The 18,618-nt window shown below is 73.1% G+C and carries 18 protein-coding genes; 13 read left to right on the plus strand and 5 right to left on the minus strand.

What is annotated here, in order from left to right:
* Positions 1-135 precede the first annotated feature (135 nt).
* Positions 136-1,122, plus strand: coding sequence for a GDP-mannose 4,6-dehydratase (locus SH587_RS08940; RefSeq protein WP_320670246.1), 987 nt, complete (start codon positions 136-138; stop codon positions 1,120-1,122).
* Positions 1,123-1,147: 25 nt separating this feature from the next.
* On the plus strand, positions 1,148-2,308 hold the full coding sequence (locus SH587_RS08945) for a glycosyltransferase family 4 protein (protein ID WP_320670247.1): 1,161 nt from the start codon (positions 1,148-1,150) through the stop codon (positions 2,306-2,308).
* Here the strand turns inward: SH587_RS08945 and SH587_RS08950 are convergent.
* Entirely contained in the window at positions 2,281-3,441 is a 1,161-nt protein-coding gene (locus SH587_RS08950) for a glycosyltransferase family 4 protein (protein ID WP_320670248.1), read from the minus strand. The two genes, SH587_RS08945 and SH587_RS08950, sit on opposite strands and share 28 nt — an antisense overlap.
* A gap of 59 nt (positions 3,442-3,500) precedes the next feature.
* Between SH587_RS08950 and SH587_RS08955 the strand changes: the two genes are divergently transcribed.
* On the plus strand, positions 3,501-4,214 hold the full coding sequence (locus SH587_RS08955; RefSeq protein ID WP_320670249.1) for a class I SAM-dependent methyltransferase: 714 nt from the start codon (positions 3,501-3,503) through the stop codon (positions 4,212-4,214).
* A 9-nt stretch (positions 4,215-4,223) separates the two neighbouring features.
* Here SH587_RS08955 and gmd read toward each other — a convergent pair whose 3' ends face one another.
* Positions 4,224-5,189 (minus strand): GDP-mannose 4,6-dehydratase, encoded by a 966-nt coding sequence (gene gmd / locus SH587_RS08960; protein WP_320670250.1) that lies wholly within the window; start codon positions 5,187-5,189, stop codon positions 4,224-4,226.
* 121 nt (positions 5,190-5,310) lie between these two features.
* Between gmd and SH587_RS08965 the strand changes: the two genes are divergently transcribed.
* Positions 5,311-6,768, plus strand: coding sequence for an oligosaccharide flippase family protein (locus tag SH587_RS08965; protein WP_320670251.1), 1,458 nt, complete (start codon positions 5,311-5,313; stop codon positions 6,766-6,768).
* Here SH587_RS08965 and SH587_RS08970 read toward each other — a convergent pair.
* Entirely contained in the window at positions 6,765-7,358 is a 594-nt protein-coding gene (locus SH587_RS08970) for a class I SAM-dependent methyltransferase (protein WP_320670252.1), read from the minus strand. The genes SH587_RS08965 and SH587_RS08970 overlap by 4 nt on opposite strands.
* Before the next feature lie 66 nt (positions 7,359-7,424).
* Here SH587_RS08970 and rfbC point away from each other — a divergent pair, with 66 nt between their 5' ends.
* The 3 genes from rfbC (at position 7,425) to SH587_RS08985 (ending at position 10,825) form a co-directional block, all read left to right on the plus strand.
* A complete protein-coding gene (gene rfbC, locus SH587_RS08975) occupies positions 7,425-7,982 on the plus strand; it encodes a dTDP-4-dehydrorhamnose 3,5-epimerase (protein ID WP_320670253.1) in 558 nt (185 codons plus the stop codon).
* Positions 7,983-8,647: 665 nt separating this feature from the next.
* Positions 8,648-9,721 carry an Ig-like domain-containing protein gene (locus tag SH587_RS08980; protein WP_320670254.1) on the plus strand — a complete coding sequence of 358 codons (1,074 nt, stop codon included), beginning with the start codon at positions 8,648-8,650 and terminating at the stop codon, positions 9,719-9,721.
* An 87-nt stretch (positions 9,722-9,808) separates the two neighbouring features.
* A complete protein-coding gene (locus tag SH587_RS08985) occupies positions 9,809-10,825 on the plus strand; it encodes a COX15/CtaA family protein (protein WP_320670255.1) in 1,017 nt (338 codons plus the stop codon).
* Between the two features lie 8 nt (positions 10,826-10,833).
* Here SH587_RS08985 and glmS read toward each other — a convergent pair whose 3' ends face one another.
* Both glmS and SH587_RS08995 read right to left on the minus strand, forming a co-directional pair.
* The gene (gene glmS / locus SH587_RS08990) at positions 10,834-12,657 is read right to left on the minus strand and encodes a glutamine--fructose-6-phosphate transaminase (isomerizing) (protein WP_320670256.1); all 1,824 of its coding nucleotides are present in this window, start codon (positions 12,655-12,657) and stop codon (positions 10,834-10,836) included.
* A 16-nt stretch (positions 12,658-12,673) separates the two neighbouring features.
* A complete protein-coding gene (locus tag SH587_RS08995; RefSeq protein ID WP_375341746.1) occupies positions 12,674-12,907 on the minus strand; it encodes a hypothetical protein in 234 nt (77 codons plus the stop codon).
* A 189-nt stretch (positions 12,908-13,096) separates the two neighbouring features.
* Between SH587_RS08995 and SH587_RS09000 the strand changes: the two genes are divergently transcribed.
* From SH587_RS09000 to SH587_RS09025, 6 genes are all read left to right on the plus strand, one after another.
* Positions 13,097-13,942 (plus strand): hypothetical protein, encoded by an 846-nt coding sequence (locus SH587_RS09000; RefSeq protein ID WP_320670258.1) that lies wholly within the window; start codon positions 13,097-13,099, stop codon positions 13,940-13,942.
* Positions 13,943-14,116: 174 nt separating this feature from the next.
* Positions 14,117-14,344, plus strand: coding sequence for a FitA-like ribbon-helix-helix domain-containing protein (locus tag SH587_RS09005; protein WP_320670259.1), 228 nt, complete (start codon positions 14,117-14,119; stop codon positions 14,342-14,344).
* Positions 14,341-14,763 (plus strand): type II toxin-antitoxin system VapC family toxin, encoded by a 423-nt coding sequence (locus SH587_RS09010; RefSeq protein ID WP_320670260.1) that lies wholly within the window; start codon positions 14,341-14,343, stop codon positions 14,761-14,763. Before SH587_RS09005 ends, SH587_RS09010 begins: the two co-directional genes overlap by 4 nt.
* On the plus strand, positions 14,760-15,323 hold the full coding sequence (locus tag SH587_RS09015) for a DUF192 domain-containing protein (RefSeq protein ID WP_320670261.1): 564 nt from the start codon (positions 14,760-14,762) through the stop codon (positions 15,321-15,323). Before SH587_RS09010 ends, SH587_RS09015 begins: the two co-directional genes overlap by 4 nt.
* A complete protein-coding gene (locus SH587_RS09020) occupies positions 15,320-16,501 on the plus strand; it encodes a glycosyltransferase family 2 protein (protein WP_320670262.1) in 1,182 nt (393 codons plus the stop codon). The genes SH587_RS09015 and SH587_RS09020 overlap by 4 nt, the downstream gene beginning before the upstream one ends.
* Complete coding sequence (locus tag SH587_RS09025) at positions 16,498-18,606, plus strand: DUF2142 domain-containing protein (protein WP_320670263.1); 2,109 nt, start codon at positions 16,498-16,500, stop codon at positions 18,604-18,606. Before SH587_RS09020 ends, SH587_RS09025 begins: the two co-directional genes overlap by 4 nt.
* The last annotated feature ends 12 nt before the right edge of the window (positions 18,607-18,618 follow it).

An 18,618-nucleotide genomic window follows, 5' to 3' on the forward strand; every position in this document is an offset into this window, starting at 1 on the left:
GGCCTTCGCGGGTCACCACAGCAGGTTCCCAGGCTATCGGGCGCTCCGGGTGTACTGCGTCATGCATGTTCGCGTGCAGCGCTTGCGGACGCGCCGGTCCGGCGGGGCGGGACCCTCCGCTACCGTTCCCGCTCGATGAGCCGACGGGTGCTGATCACCGGGATCACCGGCCAGGACGGCGGCTACCTCGCCGAGCGGCTGGTCGCGGACGGCGACGAGGTGATCGGGACCGTGCGCCGGGCCGAGGGAGCGCTGGCGGCGGCCGGACTCGAGCAGCTGGAGGGGCGGGTGTCGCTGGTGGAGGCGGACCTGCTCGATCCGGCGGGTCTGCGGCGGGCGGTGGCGACGGTGGCGCCGGACGAGATCTACCACCTGGCGGCCCCGACCTTCGTGCCCGACTCCTGGCGCGATCCGACCGAGGTGATGGCCGCGATCGCCGGCGGCACCGCCACCGTCCTGGCCGCGGCCGGCGAGCAGCCGGGCGACGTGCGGGTGCTGGTCGCCAGCTCGAGCGAGATCTTCGGCGACGCCGGGGTCTCGCCCCAGGCCGAGGACGCGCCGAAGCGGCCGCGGAGCCCCTACGGCGTGGCGAAGCTCGCCGCCCACGGGCTGGTCGGGACGCTGCGCGGGCACCACGACCGCTTCCTGGTCTCGGCGATCACCTTCAACCACGAGTCGCCGCGGCGGCCGGAGCGGTTCCTGCCGCGCAAGGTCACCAGCGGCGTGGCGGCGATCGCGGCCGGGCGCGAGCGGACGCTGACCCTGGGCGACCAGGCGGCGGTCCGCGACTGGTCGCACGCCCGCGACGTCGTCGACGGGATGGTGCTGGCGCTGCGCCACGACGAGCCGGGCGACTACGTGCTGGCGTCGGGGGAGCCGCACACCGTCGGCGACCTGGTCGACGCGGCGTTCGCGGCCGCCGGGGTCGAGCGATTCGTCGCCGGCGAGGACCGGGTGCTGGTCGACCCGCGCTTCGTGCGGCCGCCCGAGGCATGGCCGCCGGTCGGCGATCCGTCGCGGGCCCGCGACCTGCTCGGCTGGCGTCCGCGGGCGACGTTCGACGGGCTGGTGGCGGAGATGGTCGCCGCCGACCTCGAGCGGCTGGGCGTCGCGGGCGGCTGAGGCGCCTGCGACGATCTGGCGCGCCGTGCCGTCCCCCCTCCGCGTCGCCCTCAACCTGATCTACCTCGTTCCCGGCGAGACCGGCGGGATGGAGGTCTACGCCCGCGAGCTGCTGCCGCGGCTGGCGGCGATCGACGGGATCGAGCCGGTGGCGATCGTCAACCGGGTGGCGGCGGAGGACCGCGACGCGCCGTGGAGCGGACCGCTGCCGGCGGTGGTGGCGGACGTCGACGCGCGCGACCGGCGCCAGTGGGTGTGGGGCGAGCAGCGTTACGTGCCGCGGATCGCGGGAGAGCTGGGGGCGGATCTGGTCCATTCGCTGGCCTCGACCGGTCCGGGACGGGTGGCGGGTGGGCCGCCGCGGGTGACGACGGTCCACGACCTGCACTACGCGGTCGCGCCCGAGGCGCACTTCGGGCTGCGGGGGCTGGGGATGCGGGTGCTGGTGCCGGCGGCGGTGCGGGCCTCGCGGCGGGTGATCGCCGACTCGCAGGCGACGAAGGACGACGTCGCGCGGTTCATCGGCACGGCGGCGGAGCAGATCGACGTGGTCCACCTGGCGACGACCGTGCCGCCGCGCGAGGGGCCGGGCGCGGTGACGCCGACGCCGGAGCCGGCGCTGCGGACGCGGCTGGGGCTGGAGGCGCGGCCGCTGCTGCTGAGCATGGCGGCGAAGCGACCGCACAAGAACGTCGAGGGGCTGATCGACGCGCTGGCCCGGATCCCGCCGGAGCGGCGGCCGGTGCTGGTGGTGCCGGGCTACGCGACCGAGCACGAGCCGCTGCTGCGACGGCGGGCGGCGGCGCGCAACGTCGACGAGGCGGTGCGGTTCCCGGGCTGGCTGTCGCGGGCGGACGTCGAGGGGCTGTGGCGGATGGCGGTCGCGCACGTGTTCCCGTCGTTCTACGAGGGCTTCGGCCTGCCGGTGCTCGAGGCGCTGGCGCGGGACGTGCCGGGGGCGTGCAGCGATCGCGCGTCGCTGCCCGAGGTGGCGGGCGACGCGGCGCTGCTCTTCGATCCCGACGATCCGGGGGCGATCGCCGCGGCGATCGAGCGGCTGCTGGCGGACGCGGAGCTGCGCGAGCGGCTGGTGGCGGCGGGGCGGGCGCAGGCGGCGCGGTTCTCGTGGCAGCGGGCGGCCGAGGAGACGGCGCGCAGCTACGAGCGGGCGCTCGGCTCGGCGTAGCCGGCGGCGACGGTCCGCAGCGAGCCGTCGAGCGAGAGCCGGTCGGCGTTGGCGGCGAACCAGGCGCGGGTGCCGGCGCGGAGGGCCTCGCCCTGCTCGTGGCAGCGGACGATGGCGTCGGCGATCGCGGTGCCGGTGGCCTCGGGGGCGACGAAGCCGTTCTCGCCCTCGTCGACCAGCTCGACGGCGGCGTTGTCCTCGCCGGCGACGACGACGGCGGGGACCCCGTGGGCGGAGGCCTCGACGACGACCATCCCGTAGCCCTCGCGGGCGGAGGGCTGGACGACGCAGAGGGCGGTGCGCATCGCCTCGTCGACCGTCTCGGCGGCGACGAACCCGGGCTGCTCGACCGCGTCCTCCAGTCCCAGCTCGGCGATCCGCGCGGTGACCTGTTCGGCCTCGGGCCCGGCGCCGAAGATCCGCGCCCGCAGACCGGGGATCCGCTCGCGGGCGGCGGCCACGGCGTCGACCACCAGCGGCACGCGCTTCTCGGGGATCATCCGGCCGGCGTAGACGACGGTCGGGGGCGTGGCCGGCGGGGTGGCCACGGGCGGTTCCAGGCTGCCCGCGTACTCGCCGGTGAGGACGGTGACGTCGCCCCGCAGGCCGAGCTCGCGCAGGCGGCCGGCGTGCAGGCGGCTGAAGGCGTAGGCGCGCTGGGGCGTCCAGGCGCAGAGCCGCTGGACCGTCCAGCCGATCCGGCCCCCCAACCCGCCGAGGTATTCGAGCCAGTAGTGGCGGCTCCAGACCTCGTGCCAATCGCAGCTGATCCGGAAGCGCCCGAGCGGCCGGGCGACGGCGGCGGCCAGCAGCGAGAAGTAGGGGAAGGAGGCGGTGTGGACCACGTCGTAGCGCCGGCCGTGCCGCAGCAGGTGGGCGAAGACCCCGAGCCCGAACCGCAGCGGAGGCCCGACCTTCCTCCGGTCGCCGACGTAGAGCTCCATCCGCGGCCCGACCGGGACCACCGTGACGCCCGGCAGATCCGGCGCGTCGTCGGCGTCCCACTGCGTCAGCGTCAGGTAGGTGACCTCATGCCCCTCAGCCGCCAACCGCTCGGCGAGGTTGCGGTACCACTTCTCCGCGCCGCCCACGGTCCAGGGGAAGAGGCAGTCGTAGATGACGCAGATGTGCATGCGGGCGGCAGGATACGAACTGGGGCTCCCCCAAGGCGTCGTCGGTACCGTGGAGGCTCATGGCTGTTAATCAGTATCTGGAGGCCGCGCTGCAGGCGCGCGAATATTCCGAGATCGCGTCGGAGGTCGTTCGCGTCGCAGAGGGAGGCAAGATCCTCGATTGGGGTTGCGGCGCTGGACAGGTCTCCAAGCTGATGGCTGACTTGGGCGGAGACGTGGCTTCTTGTGACTTCGACCCGGAGTCGCCGGGCGTCGAAAGCGTCCCGTTTGAGCGCTATCCGGATCTGGCTGCGCTTCGGACCAATGATCCGATCAAGCTGCCGTACGAAGACGAGACGTTTGACGTCGTTCTCTCTTGCGGGGTCCTCGAACATGTCGAAGCCCCTTTGGCTTCGCTGGCAGAACTGAGGCGGGTGCTGAAGGTCGGCGGAAGCCTCCTCGTCTACAAGCTGCCCAATAGGTACTCGGCGCTGGAGTTCGTCGCGAAGGTCGGCGGACTGCCCTACCACGGAATGCGGGTGCACGACACGCTATGGGGCCTCCGCTCGACGCGGTGGGCACTTCAAAGCGCAGGTTTTGATGTCGATTGGGTCAAGCGCGCGAATCTGTTGCCACTGACCGTTCACAACGACGCACTGACTCGCCATGCCGACCGCCTCTGGCGGCTCAACCGGCGGTTGGAGCGCGCACCTGGGCTCAACCTGTTGGCGACAAATGTTGACGCGAAGGCGACCAAGCCGCCCGGTGTTCGGCGACGTGAGGCTGTGTCCTAGGCGGCTGAATCAGCCGCCCAACAGCTCCAGATCCGCCCGCGTCATCAGGCGGATCAGCTCCTCGAAGGACGTCTCGGGCACCCAGCCGAGGCGCTCCTTCGCCTTCGTCGGATCGCCGATCAACAGGTCGACCTCGGCCGGCCGGACGAACCGCGGGTCGATCTCGACGTACTGCTGCCAGTCGCCCAGGCCGGCCTCGTCGAACGCGACCTCGACGCACTCGCGGACGGTGTGGGTGTGGCCCGTGGCGATCACGAAGTCCTCGGGATCGTCCTGCTGGAGCATCAGCCACATCGCCTGGACGTAGTCCTTGGCGTAGCCCCAGTCGCGCTTGGCGTCGAGGTTGCCGAGCGCCAGCTTCTCGCGCAGGCCGAGCTTGATCGCGGCCGCGTGCCAGGTGATCTTGCGGGTCACGAACTCCAGGCCGCGGCGGGGCGACTCGTGGTTGAAGAGGATCCCGCTGGTCGCGTGGAGGTCGTAGGACTCGCGGTAGTTGACCGTGATGAAGTGGCCGTAGACCTTCGCCACGCCGTAGGGCGAGCGCGGGTAGAGCGGCGTGTCCTCGTTCTGCGGGACCTCGCGGACCTTGCCGAACATCTCCGACGACGACGCCTGGTAGAAGCGGGCCTCGGGCGCCACCTCGCGCATCGCCTCGAGAATCCGCGTGACCCCGACGCCGGTGAAGTCGGCGGTCAGCGTCGGCTGCTGCCAGGAGAGGCCGACGAAGCTCATCGCGGCCAGGTTGTAGATCTCCTCGGGCTGCGACGCGCGAAGGGTGTCGACGAGCGAGCGCTGGTCGAGCAGGTCGCCCTGGTGGAGCGTGATCCGGTCGCGAAGGTGCTCGATCCGGTCGAACTTTTCGGTCGATGCCCGGCGCACCATGCCGTGCACCTCGTACCCCTTCTCGAGCAGCAGGTCGGCGAGGTAGGAGCCGTCCTGGCCGGTGATCCCGGTGATGAGGGCGCGCTTCGGCATGCGGGCAAGCCTACGGATTTCGCGGCCCGTCGCGTCGCGCCACCGCCGCCGATCGGAGAGCCGCCGAGTACGCTGGCGCGTCGTGTCTGCCGGCGAACCTCAGGAGCCTCACGCGACCGCGGTGCTGGACACGGGCGACGCCGGCGGACGGGTGGTTTCGGGCGGGGCGCTGCGGGTCGTGTCCTACGTCCTCGGCGCGCTGGTCACCGTCGTCTCGGCCTCGGTCGTCGCCCGTCACCTCGGCAAGGAGGGGTTCGGCGGCTTCACGACGGTCGTCTCGCTCTCGACGGTCGCGCTGGTGATCGCGGACTTCGGCCTGGCCACGCTCGGCGTGCGCGAGTACGTGACGCGGAAGGGCGCGGAGCGCGACCACCTGATGCGGGTGATGCTCGGGATGCGGCTGACGATGATGGCGCTCGGCGCAGCCGGGATGCTCGTCTTCGCGGCGCTCGCCGGCTTCGACGGACAGCTGTGGCTGGGCACGGTCCTCGCCGGGGCGGGACTGGTGATCTACGCCCTCCCCGTGACCTACGTGATCCCGCTCCAGGCGGCGCTGCGGCTCGGCTGGGTCGGGGCGATCGACCTCGGACGCCAGGTCTCCCAGGCGCTTCTGCAGGTGCTGCTGGTCGTCGCGGGCGCCGGAACCGGACTGCTGCTCGGGGCGGCGGTGCCGGCGGCGGCGGTCGCGCTCGTGATCGCGCTCGTCGCCGCGCGCGGTCTGGCGCCGCTGACGCCGGCCTTCGACCTGGCGGCGATGCGTCGGCTGCTGCGGATCTCGATCGCGTTCGCGGCGGCAACCAGCATCGGCACGCTCTACCCGTACGTGGCCCAGGTCGTTACGGACCTGTCGACGTCGGACACCGAGAGCGGACTCTTCGCGCTCTCGTTCCGCGTCTTCGCGGTGGTCGTGGGAACGGCGATGATCGCGGTCAGCAGCGCGTTCCCGATCCTGGCCCACACCGCGGGACGGGACCAGGCGCGCTTCGGGTACGCGGGGTCGCGGACCTACCAGGCGACGATCCTGCTCGGCTCGCTCGCGGCGGTCGGGATCGGGGCGGGCGCGCCGCTGGCCGTCGAGATCCTGGGCGGTGCGAAGTACGCCGACGCGACCGACGTCCTCCGGGTCCACGCAGCGGCGATCATCGGCTCGTTCGCGGTGGCGACCGGGTCGTTCCTGCTGCTGGCGCAGCACCGCCAGCGGACGCTGCTGCAGATGAACGGCGTGACGTTGCTCGTCAGCCTGATCCTGACCGCCGTCGCCGCGCGCCAGTGGGGAGCGATCGGCGCGGCGAGCGCGATGGTGGCGACCGAGATCGGGCTGGCGCTCGCCTACTACGTGGTGCTCCGCCGGGGCGGGTACGGGCTGCGACTGGAGCGGCGATGGGTGGCGGCGATCGTCGCGTCGCTGGTCGCGGCGGGTGGCGTCGCCGTCGCGGTAGCGGCGGTCACCTCCGGCACGGTCGGCGACGTGCTCGAGACCGGCGCGGCCACCCTGACCTTCCTGGTCGCCGTGCTGGTCCTGCGAGCGGTGCCGGAGGAGGTCCTGGCGCCGCTGCGAGCCCGGCTCGGGCGTGGCTAGGCCGGGCGCCGGGCCAGGATCCAGACGTTCCGTCGCACGATCGGCAGCCAGGCGGCGGCGCGCAGCGGTGCCGGACGACGGTGGTCGGGCATCCGGGCGGAGACGATCGACGTTCCCGGCATCACCGACTCGTAGGCGGCGGTCACGACCTCGAACCCCTGGTCGGCAAAGAGCAGCCGGAACGCCTTGCGGGTGAACGGGCGGCGGTGCGTGTAGTCGTTCCAGACCCAGCGCTGGGCGTCGGGCGAGGACGCGAACGCGAGGCCGCCTGGGCGCAGTACCCGCAGCGCTTCCCGGACGACCTCGACCGGATCGGCGACGTGCTCGAGCAGGTCCTTGAGGACGACGCCGTCGAAGGTCGCGTCCTCGAACGGGAGCGGCTGATCGGCGTCGCCGAGCTGGACGTTGCGACCGAGCTCCTGCGCCTCGGCGACCGCGACGGGCGACCCGTCGAGACCGGTGTAGTCGGGGAAATGCCGGGCGATCCAACCCGTGCCGCACCCGACGTCGAGCAGCTTGGCCGTCGGGGGGAAGTGGCGGGTGATGTCGCGGAAGTACCCCGGCTCACCGTGCCAGTCGAAGTAGGCCATGGGCGGGGACTCTACGAGTCGCGGGGCGTCGGCCGCGGCGCTTGCCCGGCTAAGGTCCCGCGGGCCATGCAGGTGCTCGACACGACGCTTCCCGGGGCCAAGCTGGTCCAGCCGCGAGTCTTTCCCGACGACCGCGGGTTCTTCTGCGAGACCTTCCGCGAGAGCGTCCTCGCTGAGCACGGGATCCACGACCAGTGGATCCAGGACAACCACTCGCGCTCGTCGCGGGGCGTCGTCCGCGGCCTCCACTTCCAGATCGGGGACGGCTGCGCGAAGCTCGTGCGCTGCGGGCGCGGCCACATCTGGGACGTGATCGTCGACCTGCGCGAGGGCTCGCCGACCTACGGGCGGTGGGAGGGGTTCGACCTCACCGACGAGAACATGCACGCGCTCTACGTGCCGGTCGGCTTTGCTCACGGCTTCGCGGTGATCAGCGACGTCGCGGACGTCCTCTACAAGCAGACCCGCTATTACTCGGCCGAGGTCGAGCGGGGGATCGCGTACGACGATCCCCAGGTCGCGGTGGAGTGGCCGCTGACGGCCGACGAGATCCAGGTCTCGGAGCGCGACGCCTGCGGGCCGACGCTGGCCGACGTCGCAGAGACGCTCACGTTCCTGTATTAGGGGGTAGCGCGGGTATGGCCCGCGCGAAATTCGGGGGGCGAACTTCGTGGAGTTCGCGGGTCTTCTATGTGATGACCACCGAACGGAGTGCCCCCACCATGTCGCGTGCCGCCCAGATCGGCCTCGCCGCGTCGATCGCCGTCCTCTCGCTCGCGCCCGCCGCCCCGGCGCGGGCCGGGACCTATGAGGTCTGGACCTGCCGAGCGCCGGACGGGTCGCCGGCGGCGACGGCCGACGGCGAGGGCGGCGGCTGGGTGCCGCGCTTTCAGCAGACGAGTCTCGGTGGCGGCAATCGCGCCGACGATCGTTGTCGTCGGGGCGGTTCGCTCGTCGGAGCGTTGGCAGAGCGGTTCTCGCAAACGCCTCCCTTCTGGCTCTTCTGGGAGTTCCACGCGCCCGCGGCTACACGCATCATCAACTACGCGATCGAGTACGACGGCTACAGCCGTGCTGGCGGATCGGGTCCCCCGGTTGGGGACCTGTCAATCCTCACGTCGCTTCAGGCTGATCCGGTCTATGAGGCGCGCCATCTCGCTGCTGGTCCTGTGTCGCGGGCCGTGGTCGCGGGGGCTCCTGATCGGGCCGGGGCGATTCGAGTCGTGCTGGGTTGCGTCCCCGGAGCCGCGCCTGGCGGCGGTGTTTGCCGTCCGGACGCATCGGGCGCCGTGGCCCGCGTCAACATCCACCGCGCCACCTTCACCCTCGAGGATCGCGATGCCCCGATCGTCACGACGGCCTCCGGCGATGCGGTGACGAACACGACCTGGGCCGGCCCGACCGGGATCTCGTTCGGGGCCACGGACCAGGGCGGTGGCGTCCACCGGCTGGCGATCGAGGTCGACGGGCAGGTCGCGAGCTACGTGCCGCTGGCCGAGGCGCCGTGCCGACCGTGGCCCGGCAGCGAGCGGACGTTCCTGTCGCCGAAGCCGTGTCCCGGCACGATCGGCGGCCTGCAGACGTTCGACACCAAGGACCTGCCCGAGGGCATCCACACCGTCCGGGTGCTGGTCGAGGACGCGGCCGGGAACCAGTCGACGGTCTACGGGCCGACGACGAAGAAGCTGCGGCGGACCGATCCGGGGCCGAACAACGGCGCTCCGGCGGTCGACGACGCGCGGCTGGCGGTCGCGTGGGAGGGCCGCGAGAGCGACGCCCGTTCGATCCGCTACGGCCAGCGTCCGCTGGCGGTCGGACAGCTCACGACCGGCAAAGGGCAGCCGATCCGCGGCGCCTACCTGCGAGTCATGATCACCCGCGACGCCCGCAACTCCCCGCCGTTCGAGCGCAGTTCGCTGCGCACCGACGAGGAGGGCCGCTTCCGCTGGCGGCTGCCGACCGGGGCCAGCTCGCGCACGATCGTCCTCGCCTACCACCAGCGCGTCCGGGACGACGAGCCGGTCGCCGTGCGCAAGCTGCGCCTGCGGGTCAGCGCAGCGGTGCGGCTGACCCTCAGCCGGCGGATCGCTCGCCGCGGTCAGTCGGTGCGACTGTCGGGGACCGTCGTCGGGCGACCGCTGCCGACGGGCGGCAAGGTCGTGGAGCTGCAGGCCCGCGATCCCGGCGGTCGCTGGCTGACCTTCCGAACCGTCCGCACGGGCAGGAGCGGCCGGTTCGCGACCTCGTACCGCTTCCGCAAGCCCGGCCCCGCCCGCTTCCAGATGCGCGCCCGGGCCCGGCGGTCCGGCGACTACCCCTACGCGACCGGCAGCTCGCCGGTGCGGACGATCCGGGTCCGCTGACCGACGGCGCTGGCTCCGCGGCGTCGACGCGGCGGAGCCAGAGCCGCAGGTCGCGACGCGCCCCCGATCCGCCATGCTTCCCTCGCGATGGCGAGCACGAGCGCCCCCCAGACGCCGGAGGGCTTCTCCGGCAGCTCCACGACCGACGACGGACCGGCGCGGCTGGCCCGTCTGCGGCGACGGTTCCGCACGACGCCCGAGCGGATGCTGCTCGCCGCGCGGCTGGCGCTGATCGCGAACATCGGGATCATGCTCACCGGCGCGCTCGTGCGGGTGACCGGATCGGGCCTCGGCTGCTCGAACTGGCCGAAGTGCGACACCCGGGTGCTGCCGTCGCAGGTCCATGCGCCGACCTTCATCGAGTTCGGCAACCGGCTGCTGACGATCGGGGTCAGCGCGACGGCGATCTTCGCGATCTTCTGCGCCCTGACCCGGATCTCGTGGCGCAAGGACCTGGTGGTGCTCTCGGTCTGGCTGCTCGGCGGCGTCTTCGCGCAGGGCGTGATCGGCGGCCTCAGCGTCCTCTACGACCTCGACTGGATCTGGATCAGCGCCCACTACCTGGTCTCGATCACGCTGCTGCTGATCCCCGCCGCCCTGCTCGTCTGGCGGGCCGGCGAGGGCACCGCCGCCAAGCGCGACCACCAGGCCAACGACCGCCTGACCGCGCGCGCCGTCCTGACCCTGCTGCCGATCGGGGTCCTGGCCCTCGCGGCGGGCACGCTGGCCACCGCCGCCGGCCCGAACAGCGGCGGCGAGAGCACCGGCGACGTGGTCAAGCGCTTCGACGTCCACGGCACCGCGACGCTCGAATGGATCGTCCAGCGCCACGGCGCGATCGCCGCGATCTTCGGGATCGCGATCATCGTCGTCTGGTCGCTGGCCAAGGCCCGCGGCGCCGGCGAGCGCCTGACCCTCACGCTCACCCTCGCCGGCATGCTCGTCGGCGTCCAGGGCGTGGTCGGCCTGATCCAGTACGGCCTGGAGCTGCCCGGCGGCCTGGTCTGGGTCCACGTGACCCTCGCGACGCTGACCTGGGTCGCCGTCGTCTGGGCCTGGCAGATCGCGGGGCCGGGGCCCCGCGGATCCGCACCGAGCTCTTAGCGCGCCGCCTACTCCACCGTCACGCTCTTGGCCAGGTTCCGCGGCTTGTCGATGTCGCGGTCGAGGGCCAGGGCGGCGTGGTAGGCCAGCAGCTGCAGGGGGATGTTGAGCAGGATCGGGTCGAGCTCGGGCTCCGACCGGGGCACGACGATCGTGCGCTCGGCCAGCTCCTCGGGCAGCGGGTCGTGGCCGATCGCCAGGATCGGGCCGCCGCGGGCCTTGATCTCGTGCAGCGTCGAGCGCTGCTTCTCGGCCAGCTCGTCGCTGGGGACGACGGCGACGACCGGCATCTCCGGGCAGATCAGGGCCAGCGGGCCGTGCTTCAGCTCGGCGGCCTGGTACGCCTCGGCGTGGAGGTACGCGACCTCCTTGATCTTCTGGGCGCCCTCGCGAGCGATCGGGTAGCCGCGCACGCGGCCGATGAACATCGCGTTGTCGAAGCCGGCCAGCCACTTGGCCGCCTCCTCGATCGCGTCCTCCTGCTCGAGGATCGCCGCGATCTTGGCCGGCAGCTCGCGCAGGGCCACGATCATCCGGTCGCCGTCGGCGGGCGAGAGGTCGCGGATCCGGCCCAGGTGGATCGCCAGCATCGCGAAGGCGACGCAGGTCGAGGTGAAGCTCTTCGACGAGGCGACCGACACCTCGGGGCCGGCGTGGATGTAGATGCCGCCGTTGTTCGCCCGCGCGATCGCCGAGCCGACCTGGTTGATGACGCCGAGGACGCGCGCGCCCTTGCGCGTCAGCTCCTCGACCGCCGCCAGCGTGTCGGCCGTCTCGCCCGACTGGCTGACCGCGACGTAGAGCCCGTTCGGGTCGATCACCGGGTTGCGGTAGCGGTACTCGCTCGCCGGCTCGGCCGTCGCCGGGATCCGGGCCAGGCTCTCGATCAGGTGCGCCCCGATCTCGCCCGAGTAGAAGGCCGACCCGCAGCCGAGGATGTGGACGCGCTTGATCGCCCGCAGCTCGTGCGGCTCCAGGTTCAGGCCACCGAGCTTGACGGTCGAGAAGCGCTCGTCGATCCGGCCGCTGAGGGTCCGCTCGACGGCCTCGGGCTGCTCGCCGATCTCCTTGCGGAGGAAGTGCTCGTACTGACCGAGGTCGTAGTCGTCGGCGTCCAGGTCGACCTGCTCGGAGACCTTCTGGACCGGCCGCGCGTCGAGCGTCGAGGTGGTGAACCCGTCCGGCTCGAGCAGGGCGATCTCACCGTCCTCCAGGTGGACGACCTGCTTGGTGTGGCGGACGATCGCGCCGACGTCGGAGGCGACGTACATCTCGCGGTCGCCGAGCCCGAGCACGATCGGGCTGCCGAGGCGGGCGACGATGATCCGGTCCGGGTGCTGGGCGTCGAGCACGGCGAGCCCGTAGGCGCCCTCGACCCGGCGGAGCGCGGCGCGAACGGCCGCCACCGGGTCCTCGTGCTCGGCCGCGGCCTGGCCGATCAGGTGCGCGACCAGCTCGGTGTCGGTCTCCGAGGTCGGCTCGATCCCGTCCGACGCCAACCGGTCCTTGATCTGCGGGGCGTTCTCGATGATCCCGTTGTGGACCACCGCGAAGCGACCACTGAAGTCGACGTGCGGGTGGGCGTTCTCGTCTGTCGGCGCGCCGTGCGTCGCCCAGCGGGTGTGGCCGATCGTCGGTGAGCCCTTGATCCGCTTCGGCAGGGTCGACTGGAGATCGCGGATCCGGCCCTTGGCCTTGTGGACCTTCATCCCGCTCTTGCCGGTGACGGCGATGCCCGCGGAGTCGTAGCCGCGGTACTCCAGGCGCTGCAGTCCCTCGAGGACGATCGGGACACCATCACGGGTGCCGACGTAGCCGACGATTCCGCACATATCGGGGGGATTCCTCCTACGTGTAGACGATCCTGCGCAGCTGCCGGAGCGAGAGCGCGGGGGGAGCGAACCGGCGGTGCGGGAGCTCCTGGGCGATGCGCTCGAAGGCCTGCGGGTTGCGCAGACCGCGCGCCTGGAGCTCACGGTGCCGGCGCCGCACGAATCCGGGAACGTCCTCGTCGAAGTAGCGAAGCACCTCGGCGATGACGCGGTCCGCCTCGTTCGGTGTGAGCGAGGTGGTCCGCACCATGTGGGTGCGCAGCTCGCCGAACGACGGAGACGGCCCGGTGGCGGTCACGGCGCAGAATGGTGGCGAATGAGCGCGGACATCGCAACCAGTTTGCCCGAAATAGGGCAAAACGAGCGTAAACGTGCCGAAACTGCGTCGCGGAGAAGCAGAGTTGTGCCGCTCCGTCACGGCGTCGTACGCTCCCGCGCGATGAGCAAGCGCCACGACGCGTTCGGTCGCGAGATCGAGGACGGACCCGCCGTCGGCGCCCGGCCGGAGGGGGAGGGCGGTGCCGCCGACGCCGGCGCGGCGACCTCCGCGCCCCGATCATCCGAGCGGCCGCGTACGGTCTCGTCCCCGCCCGTGCCCGCCGAGGGCCGACCGACGCCGAGGCCGAGGCCGAGCGACGGATCGCGGGCGGCGGCACGGACCCTCGTGGCGACGGTGCTGCTGACGATCGTCGGTGTCGGGGTGGCCGGCGTGCTCGCGGTCTCGCACGACGAGGGCTCGTCGCTCGAGGGGACGGTCGACGGCGGCACGAGCCGGACCACGTACTCCTCCTCGTCGACCACCACGATCCACCCCGACGGCCGGACCACGGTCGACGGGCGCACCGTCGCCGGCGCGTCGGCGCCGACCGGACTGCGGCCGGGATCGATGCTGCGCCCGGCGGCGGTCGCGCGGGTGCTGCGTCGCGCGCGGGCTCGGGGCGACCGGGTGCTCGCGCTGCGGGTGGCACCGGACCGGATCGACGCCACGGTGATGGGCACCCGCCGCCTGCGGGTCGTGTCGGTGAGCTGGCGGGGAGAGACGAGCGACGTCGTCGCCGGGCCGGTGCCGCGGGTGCTGCCGACGCTGCCGGTCGGGCGGATCGACCCCGCCGCTCCGTCGCGGATCGCCGCGCGGGCCGCGCGGGCGCTCGGCCGCGGGACGTCGCGCGTCGACTACCTGGCGCTGGCCGCGATCGGCGGCAGCGCACGGTGGACCCTGTTCTTCCGTGACGGGCCGTCGTTCTCCGGCTCGGGCGACGGACGCTCGGTGTCGCGGCTCGGCTGACGGGCCAGGCGGCGGCGACGGCCGCCTTCTGCGTCGAAACCGGCACGGCCTGTGCCGACTTCGTGCCGATGCTGCGCCAATTCGGTGACGATCGCCATGGCGGCTCCCGCGCCTGCCACCGTCCGGTCCGTGGCCCCGAGCGAGACGGCAACCGACGACGGGAAGAGGACGGTGATGATCCAGGTCCGCAACGTCCCCGAGGACCTGCACGAGCAGCTGCGGGCGCGGGCGGCCGACGAGGGCGTCAGCCTCTCCGAGTTGATCCGGCGGGAGCTGCCGCGGATCGCGCGGGAGGGCTCGATGGAGGCGTTCCTGCGCGGCCTCGACGATCGCGGGCCGATCGCGGGGGCACGGGGGATCGACGTCGTCGGCCACGTGCGGGCCGACCGGGAGCGGCGATGAGGCTCGTGCTCGACGCCGGGGCCGCGTACGAGCTCGTCGTCGGCGGACCGGGGGCGGCGCTGGTCGCCTCGGCCCTGCGCGCCGGCGTGCTGCCGCCGGCGGCTCCCGAGCTGCTCGATCTCGAGGTCGCCGCCGCGCTGCGACGGGCGGTGACGCTCGGCGACCTGGCGGCCGATCCCGCCGCGCGGGTGCTCGCGGCGCTGTCGGCGATGCCGCTGACCCGCTGCCCGCACCGGCCGCTGATGGCGCGCGTGTGGTCGCTGCGGGACCGGCTGACGGCGACCGACGCCTGCTACGTCGCGCTCGCCGAGCGGCTGGCCGGCCGTGGCCGGGGCCTGCTGCTGACCACCGACGTCGAGCTGGCGCGGACGGCGGCGACGGTCGGGACGATCGACATCGAGCTGGTGCCGGTCCGATGAGCGTCGTCGAGACCCCGCGCTGGCCGACCGGGTGGCGGATCGCCGAGGCTCGCACGCACCGCGACCGGCGCCGGGGGCTGCTCGGGCGGGAGCGGTTGGACGGCGACGAGGGCCTGTGGCTGCCGGTCCGCTCGGTTCACACCGTGGGGATGCGGTTCGCGCTCGACCTGCTGTGGCTGGAGCGCGGCGGCGGACTGCGGCGGATCGACCGCGCGGTGTCGCCGGGGCGGCTTCGCGGCGACCGGCGGGCGGCGGGTGGCGTGGTCGAGGTCGCCGCCGGGCGCGGGTCACTCCTCGGGGTCGCGATCCTCCTCGCGGCGGCGGGTGGCGCGGCGCACGAGGAGGGCTCCCATCCCGACCACGATCGTCATCCCGGCGGCGGTGACGAGGTCGGAACCGAGGCTGGCGAGGGCCATCGGACGATCGTACGCACCGGGGTCGCCCGCACGGGTGCTGCCATCCTCCCGGGGGCGGGTGGTCTACCCTGGACAAGGTTCTCGGCCCGTCAGCGCGACTTTCGGGCCGCTCGCGTGTCCCTCACTCGTAGCCCCCAACGATGAGCACCACGATCCCCACCAGGCCACCCCTCTCGTCCGCCGAGGACGCGACCGACGAGCTGCTCGTCTCCGTCGTGATCCCCTGCCTGAACGAGGAAGAGAACATCGTCGCCGTCGTGACGCAGGCGCGTCAGGCGCTCGACGACGCCGGCATCCGCGGCGAGGTGATCGTCGCCGACAACGCCAGCGAGGACCGCTCGGCGGAGCTCGCGACGGAGGCCGGGGCGCGGGTCGTCCACGTGCCGGTGCGCGGCTACGGATCGGCCTACCTGGGGGGCTTCAACGCCGCCCAGGGTCGCTACATCGTCATGGGCGACGCGGACCTGACGTACGACTTCCACGAGATCCCGAACTTCGTTCGCGAGCTGAACGACGGGGCCGACCTCGTGATGGGCAACCGGATGAACAACATCCAGCCCGGGGCGATGCCGTGGCTGCACCAGTACGTCGGCAACCCGCTGCTCTCCGGCTTCCTCAACGTGCTCTTCCGCACCGGCGTCCGCGACGCCCACTGCGGCATGCGGGCCGTCCGCCGCAGCGCGCTGCCGGCGATGGACCTGCGCACGCCCGGCATGGAGTTCGCGTCGGAGATGGTGATCCGCGCGAGCAAGGCGCAGCTCGACATCCGCGAGTTCGACATCCAGTACCACCCGCGCGGTGGCGAGTCGAAGCTCTCGACCTGGCGCGATGGCTGGCGGCACCTGCGGTTCCTGCTGGCCCACAGCCCGACCCACCTCTTCCTGGTCCCCGGCCTGGTGCTGCTGGCGCTCGGGGCACTGGCGATGGCGACCGTCCTGACCGGCATCAGCCTCTTCGGCCGCGAGTGGAGCATCCACTCGCTGATCGCGGGGTCGCTGGGCACGATCGTCGGCGTCCAGGTGGTGTCGCTGGGGCTCTGCGCCCACGCCTACGGCATGTACTTCATGGGCGACGTCGACCCGTGGTTCGACCGGATGCGCTCGCGCTACCGGCTCGAGCACGGCTTGGCGATCGGGGGGCTCTTGACCGTCATCGGCCTGATCGCGGCGATCGTGATCGTGATCCGGTGGGCGTCGCAGGACTTCGGCGCGCTGAGCGAGACCAAGCTCGCCATCGCCTCGGTCACCATGATCGTGATCGGTCTGCAGGTCTTCTTCTCCTCCTTCCTGCTGTCGATCATCGGTCTGCGGCGCGAGAAGTGAGCGAGGCCGCCGCGCGGCGCACCGGCGGCCGACCACGTCTGGTCCTCGGGCTCGGGCTCGGGGCGGCGATCGCGGTCGTCCTGCTGCTGGTGCTGCTGGCGGCGCCCAGCGGCTGGCGGACCCAGACGATCAACAACGTCGCGCCGGCGGGGCCGGTCGTTACCGCCGATCGCGGGCACGACGCCTGCGCGATCGCGGCGGAGATCCCGGCCGAGGCGGGGCGGGCCGAGTTCCGCGCGCCGGCCGGGGCCGAGCTGACCGCCCGCGTCCGGGTCGAGCGTCCCGGGACCGCCGCACGGCGGAGCGCCGTCCAGACGATCCGGGCCGGCGGCGACGGACGGCTGCGCCCGCTCCTGCCCCGCGGCGTGACGACGGCGGCCGCGGCGACCGTCTGCCTGGAGCCGACCGCCGGCCGCACGCCGATCCTGGGCGACGGCGGCACCCCGTCGCTGCGGCTGGTCGGCGCGGCGCCGCAGAGCCGGCTCGACCAGCTCGGAGCGATGCTCGACCGCGCCGGACGGATGAAGGGCCGGCCGCTCGACTGGTTCGGCGGCTGGCGCCTGCTGCTGCTCGCCGCCGCCACGATCGGGCTGGCGTTGGCCGTCGCGGTGCGCGTCTGGTCGCGCCCCGAGGGCACCCCGCTCGGCCGTCGGACCTGGGCGGCGGTGGCCGTCGTGGCGCTGCTCCACGCCTGGACCTGGGCCGCCCTGACCCCCGCCTTCCAGGTCCCCGACGAGGCGTCGCACTTCCAGTACGCCGCCTACATCGCCGACCACGGCGACCTGCCGTCGGGCAAGGTCAAGACCGGCAGCTCCTACTCCGAGAGCCACGCCCGGGCCGAGGAGCAGCTGCAGACCGCCGGGGTCGCCTTCCGCGGCGACGTCCGTCCGCCGTGGTCGCCCGCCGCCGAACAGCGGCTCGACGACGCGCTCCGCGGGGCCTCCCGCGCCGTCCCCGACGTCGAGACCAACGCCACCGGCCAGCCGCCGCTCTACTACCTGTCGGTGACGCCGGCGGCGCTCGGCGGCGGCTCGGCGCTCGACCAACTCGGGCGGATGCGGCTGCTGTCCGGCCTCTGGCTGGTGCTGGCCGCGCTGGGCGCGATCGCGCTGGTGCGCACGCTGGCCCCGCGGCCACGCTGGGCGGTGACCGCCGGCCTGGCCGTGGCGCTCTTCCCGCTGCTCGGCTTCCTGGCCGGCGGGGTCACGCCCGACGTGGCGATGACCGCGCTCGCCCTCTGGCTGTTCGCCGCCGCCGCCCGCTGCTGGACCGTCGGGACACGGACCGGGACGGTGGTGCCGGTCGCGGTCCTCGTCGTCCTGCTCGGGCTGACCAAGCTGACCGCGCTGGCCGTCCTGCCCGGCGCGCTGCTGATCGTGCTGGCGGCGCTGATCCGCGACGCGCGGCGGGCGGGCACCCTGCGCGTGCTCGTCCGGCCGGTCGGAACGGCGATCGCGGCGGTGGCCGGGATCGCGCTGATCTTCGCGCTGCTGACCGTGGTCAGCGACCGCTCGCTGCTGTCGGGCTCGGTGGGGGACGTCACCACCGGCGCCGCCAACGGCCGCCAGGCCGGCGGGTTGATGGAATCGCTCTCGAACACCTGGCAGCTGTTCCTGCCGCGGCTGCCGTTCCAGCAGGACGCGTTCGCCGGGTTCCCGCTCTGGAACCTGTGGATCAACGGGTTGGTCGGGCAGTTCGGCTACCTCGACTACTCGTTCGCCGAGCCGGTGCGGGTGCTCGTGACCGGGGTCTGGCTGCTGCTGGTGGCGCTGGCGATCGCCGGTCTGCTGCGGATCCGCCGTACCGACGGCTGGTCGGCGCTCCGCTGGAACGCCGCGATCCTCGTCGGCGGGGCGGTCGCCGTGGTCGGCCTGCTGCTGGTGATCGGTCGCGTCGACTTCACGTCGCGCACGACCGGCGGGCCACCGTTCCAGCAGGCCCGCTACCTGCTTCCCGCGCTGCCGGTCGCGCTGCTGGCGATCCCGCTCGCGCTGCGGGCCCTCGCCGACCGCTGGCGGCCGGCGCTCGGAGTGCTGCTGGTCGCCGGCTCCACGCTGTGGGTGGCCGGCGCCTGGGCGATCACGCTCGTGCGCTACCACGGCTGACCGGCGGCCGGC

Source organism: Patulibacter defluvii (assembly GCF_034096925.1).
In the GTDB taxonomy this organism is placed as follows: domain Bacteria; phylum Actinomycetota; class Thermoleophilia; order Solirubrobacterales; family Solirubrobacteraceae; genus Patulibacter; species Patulibacter defluvii.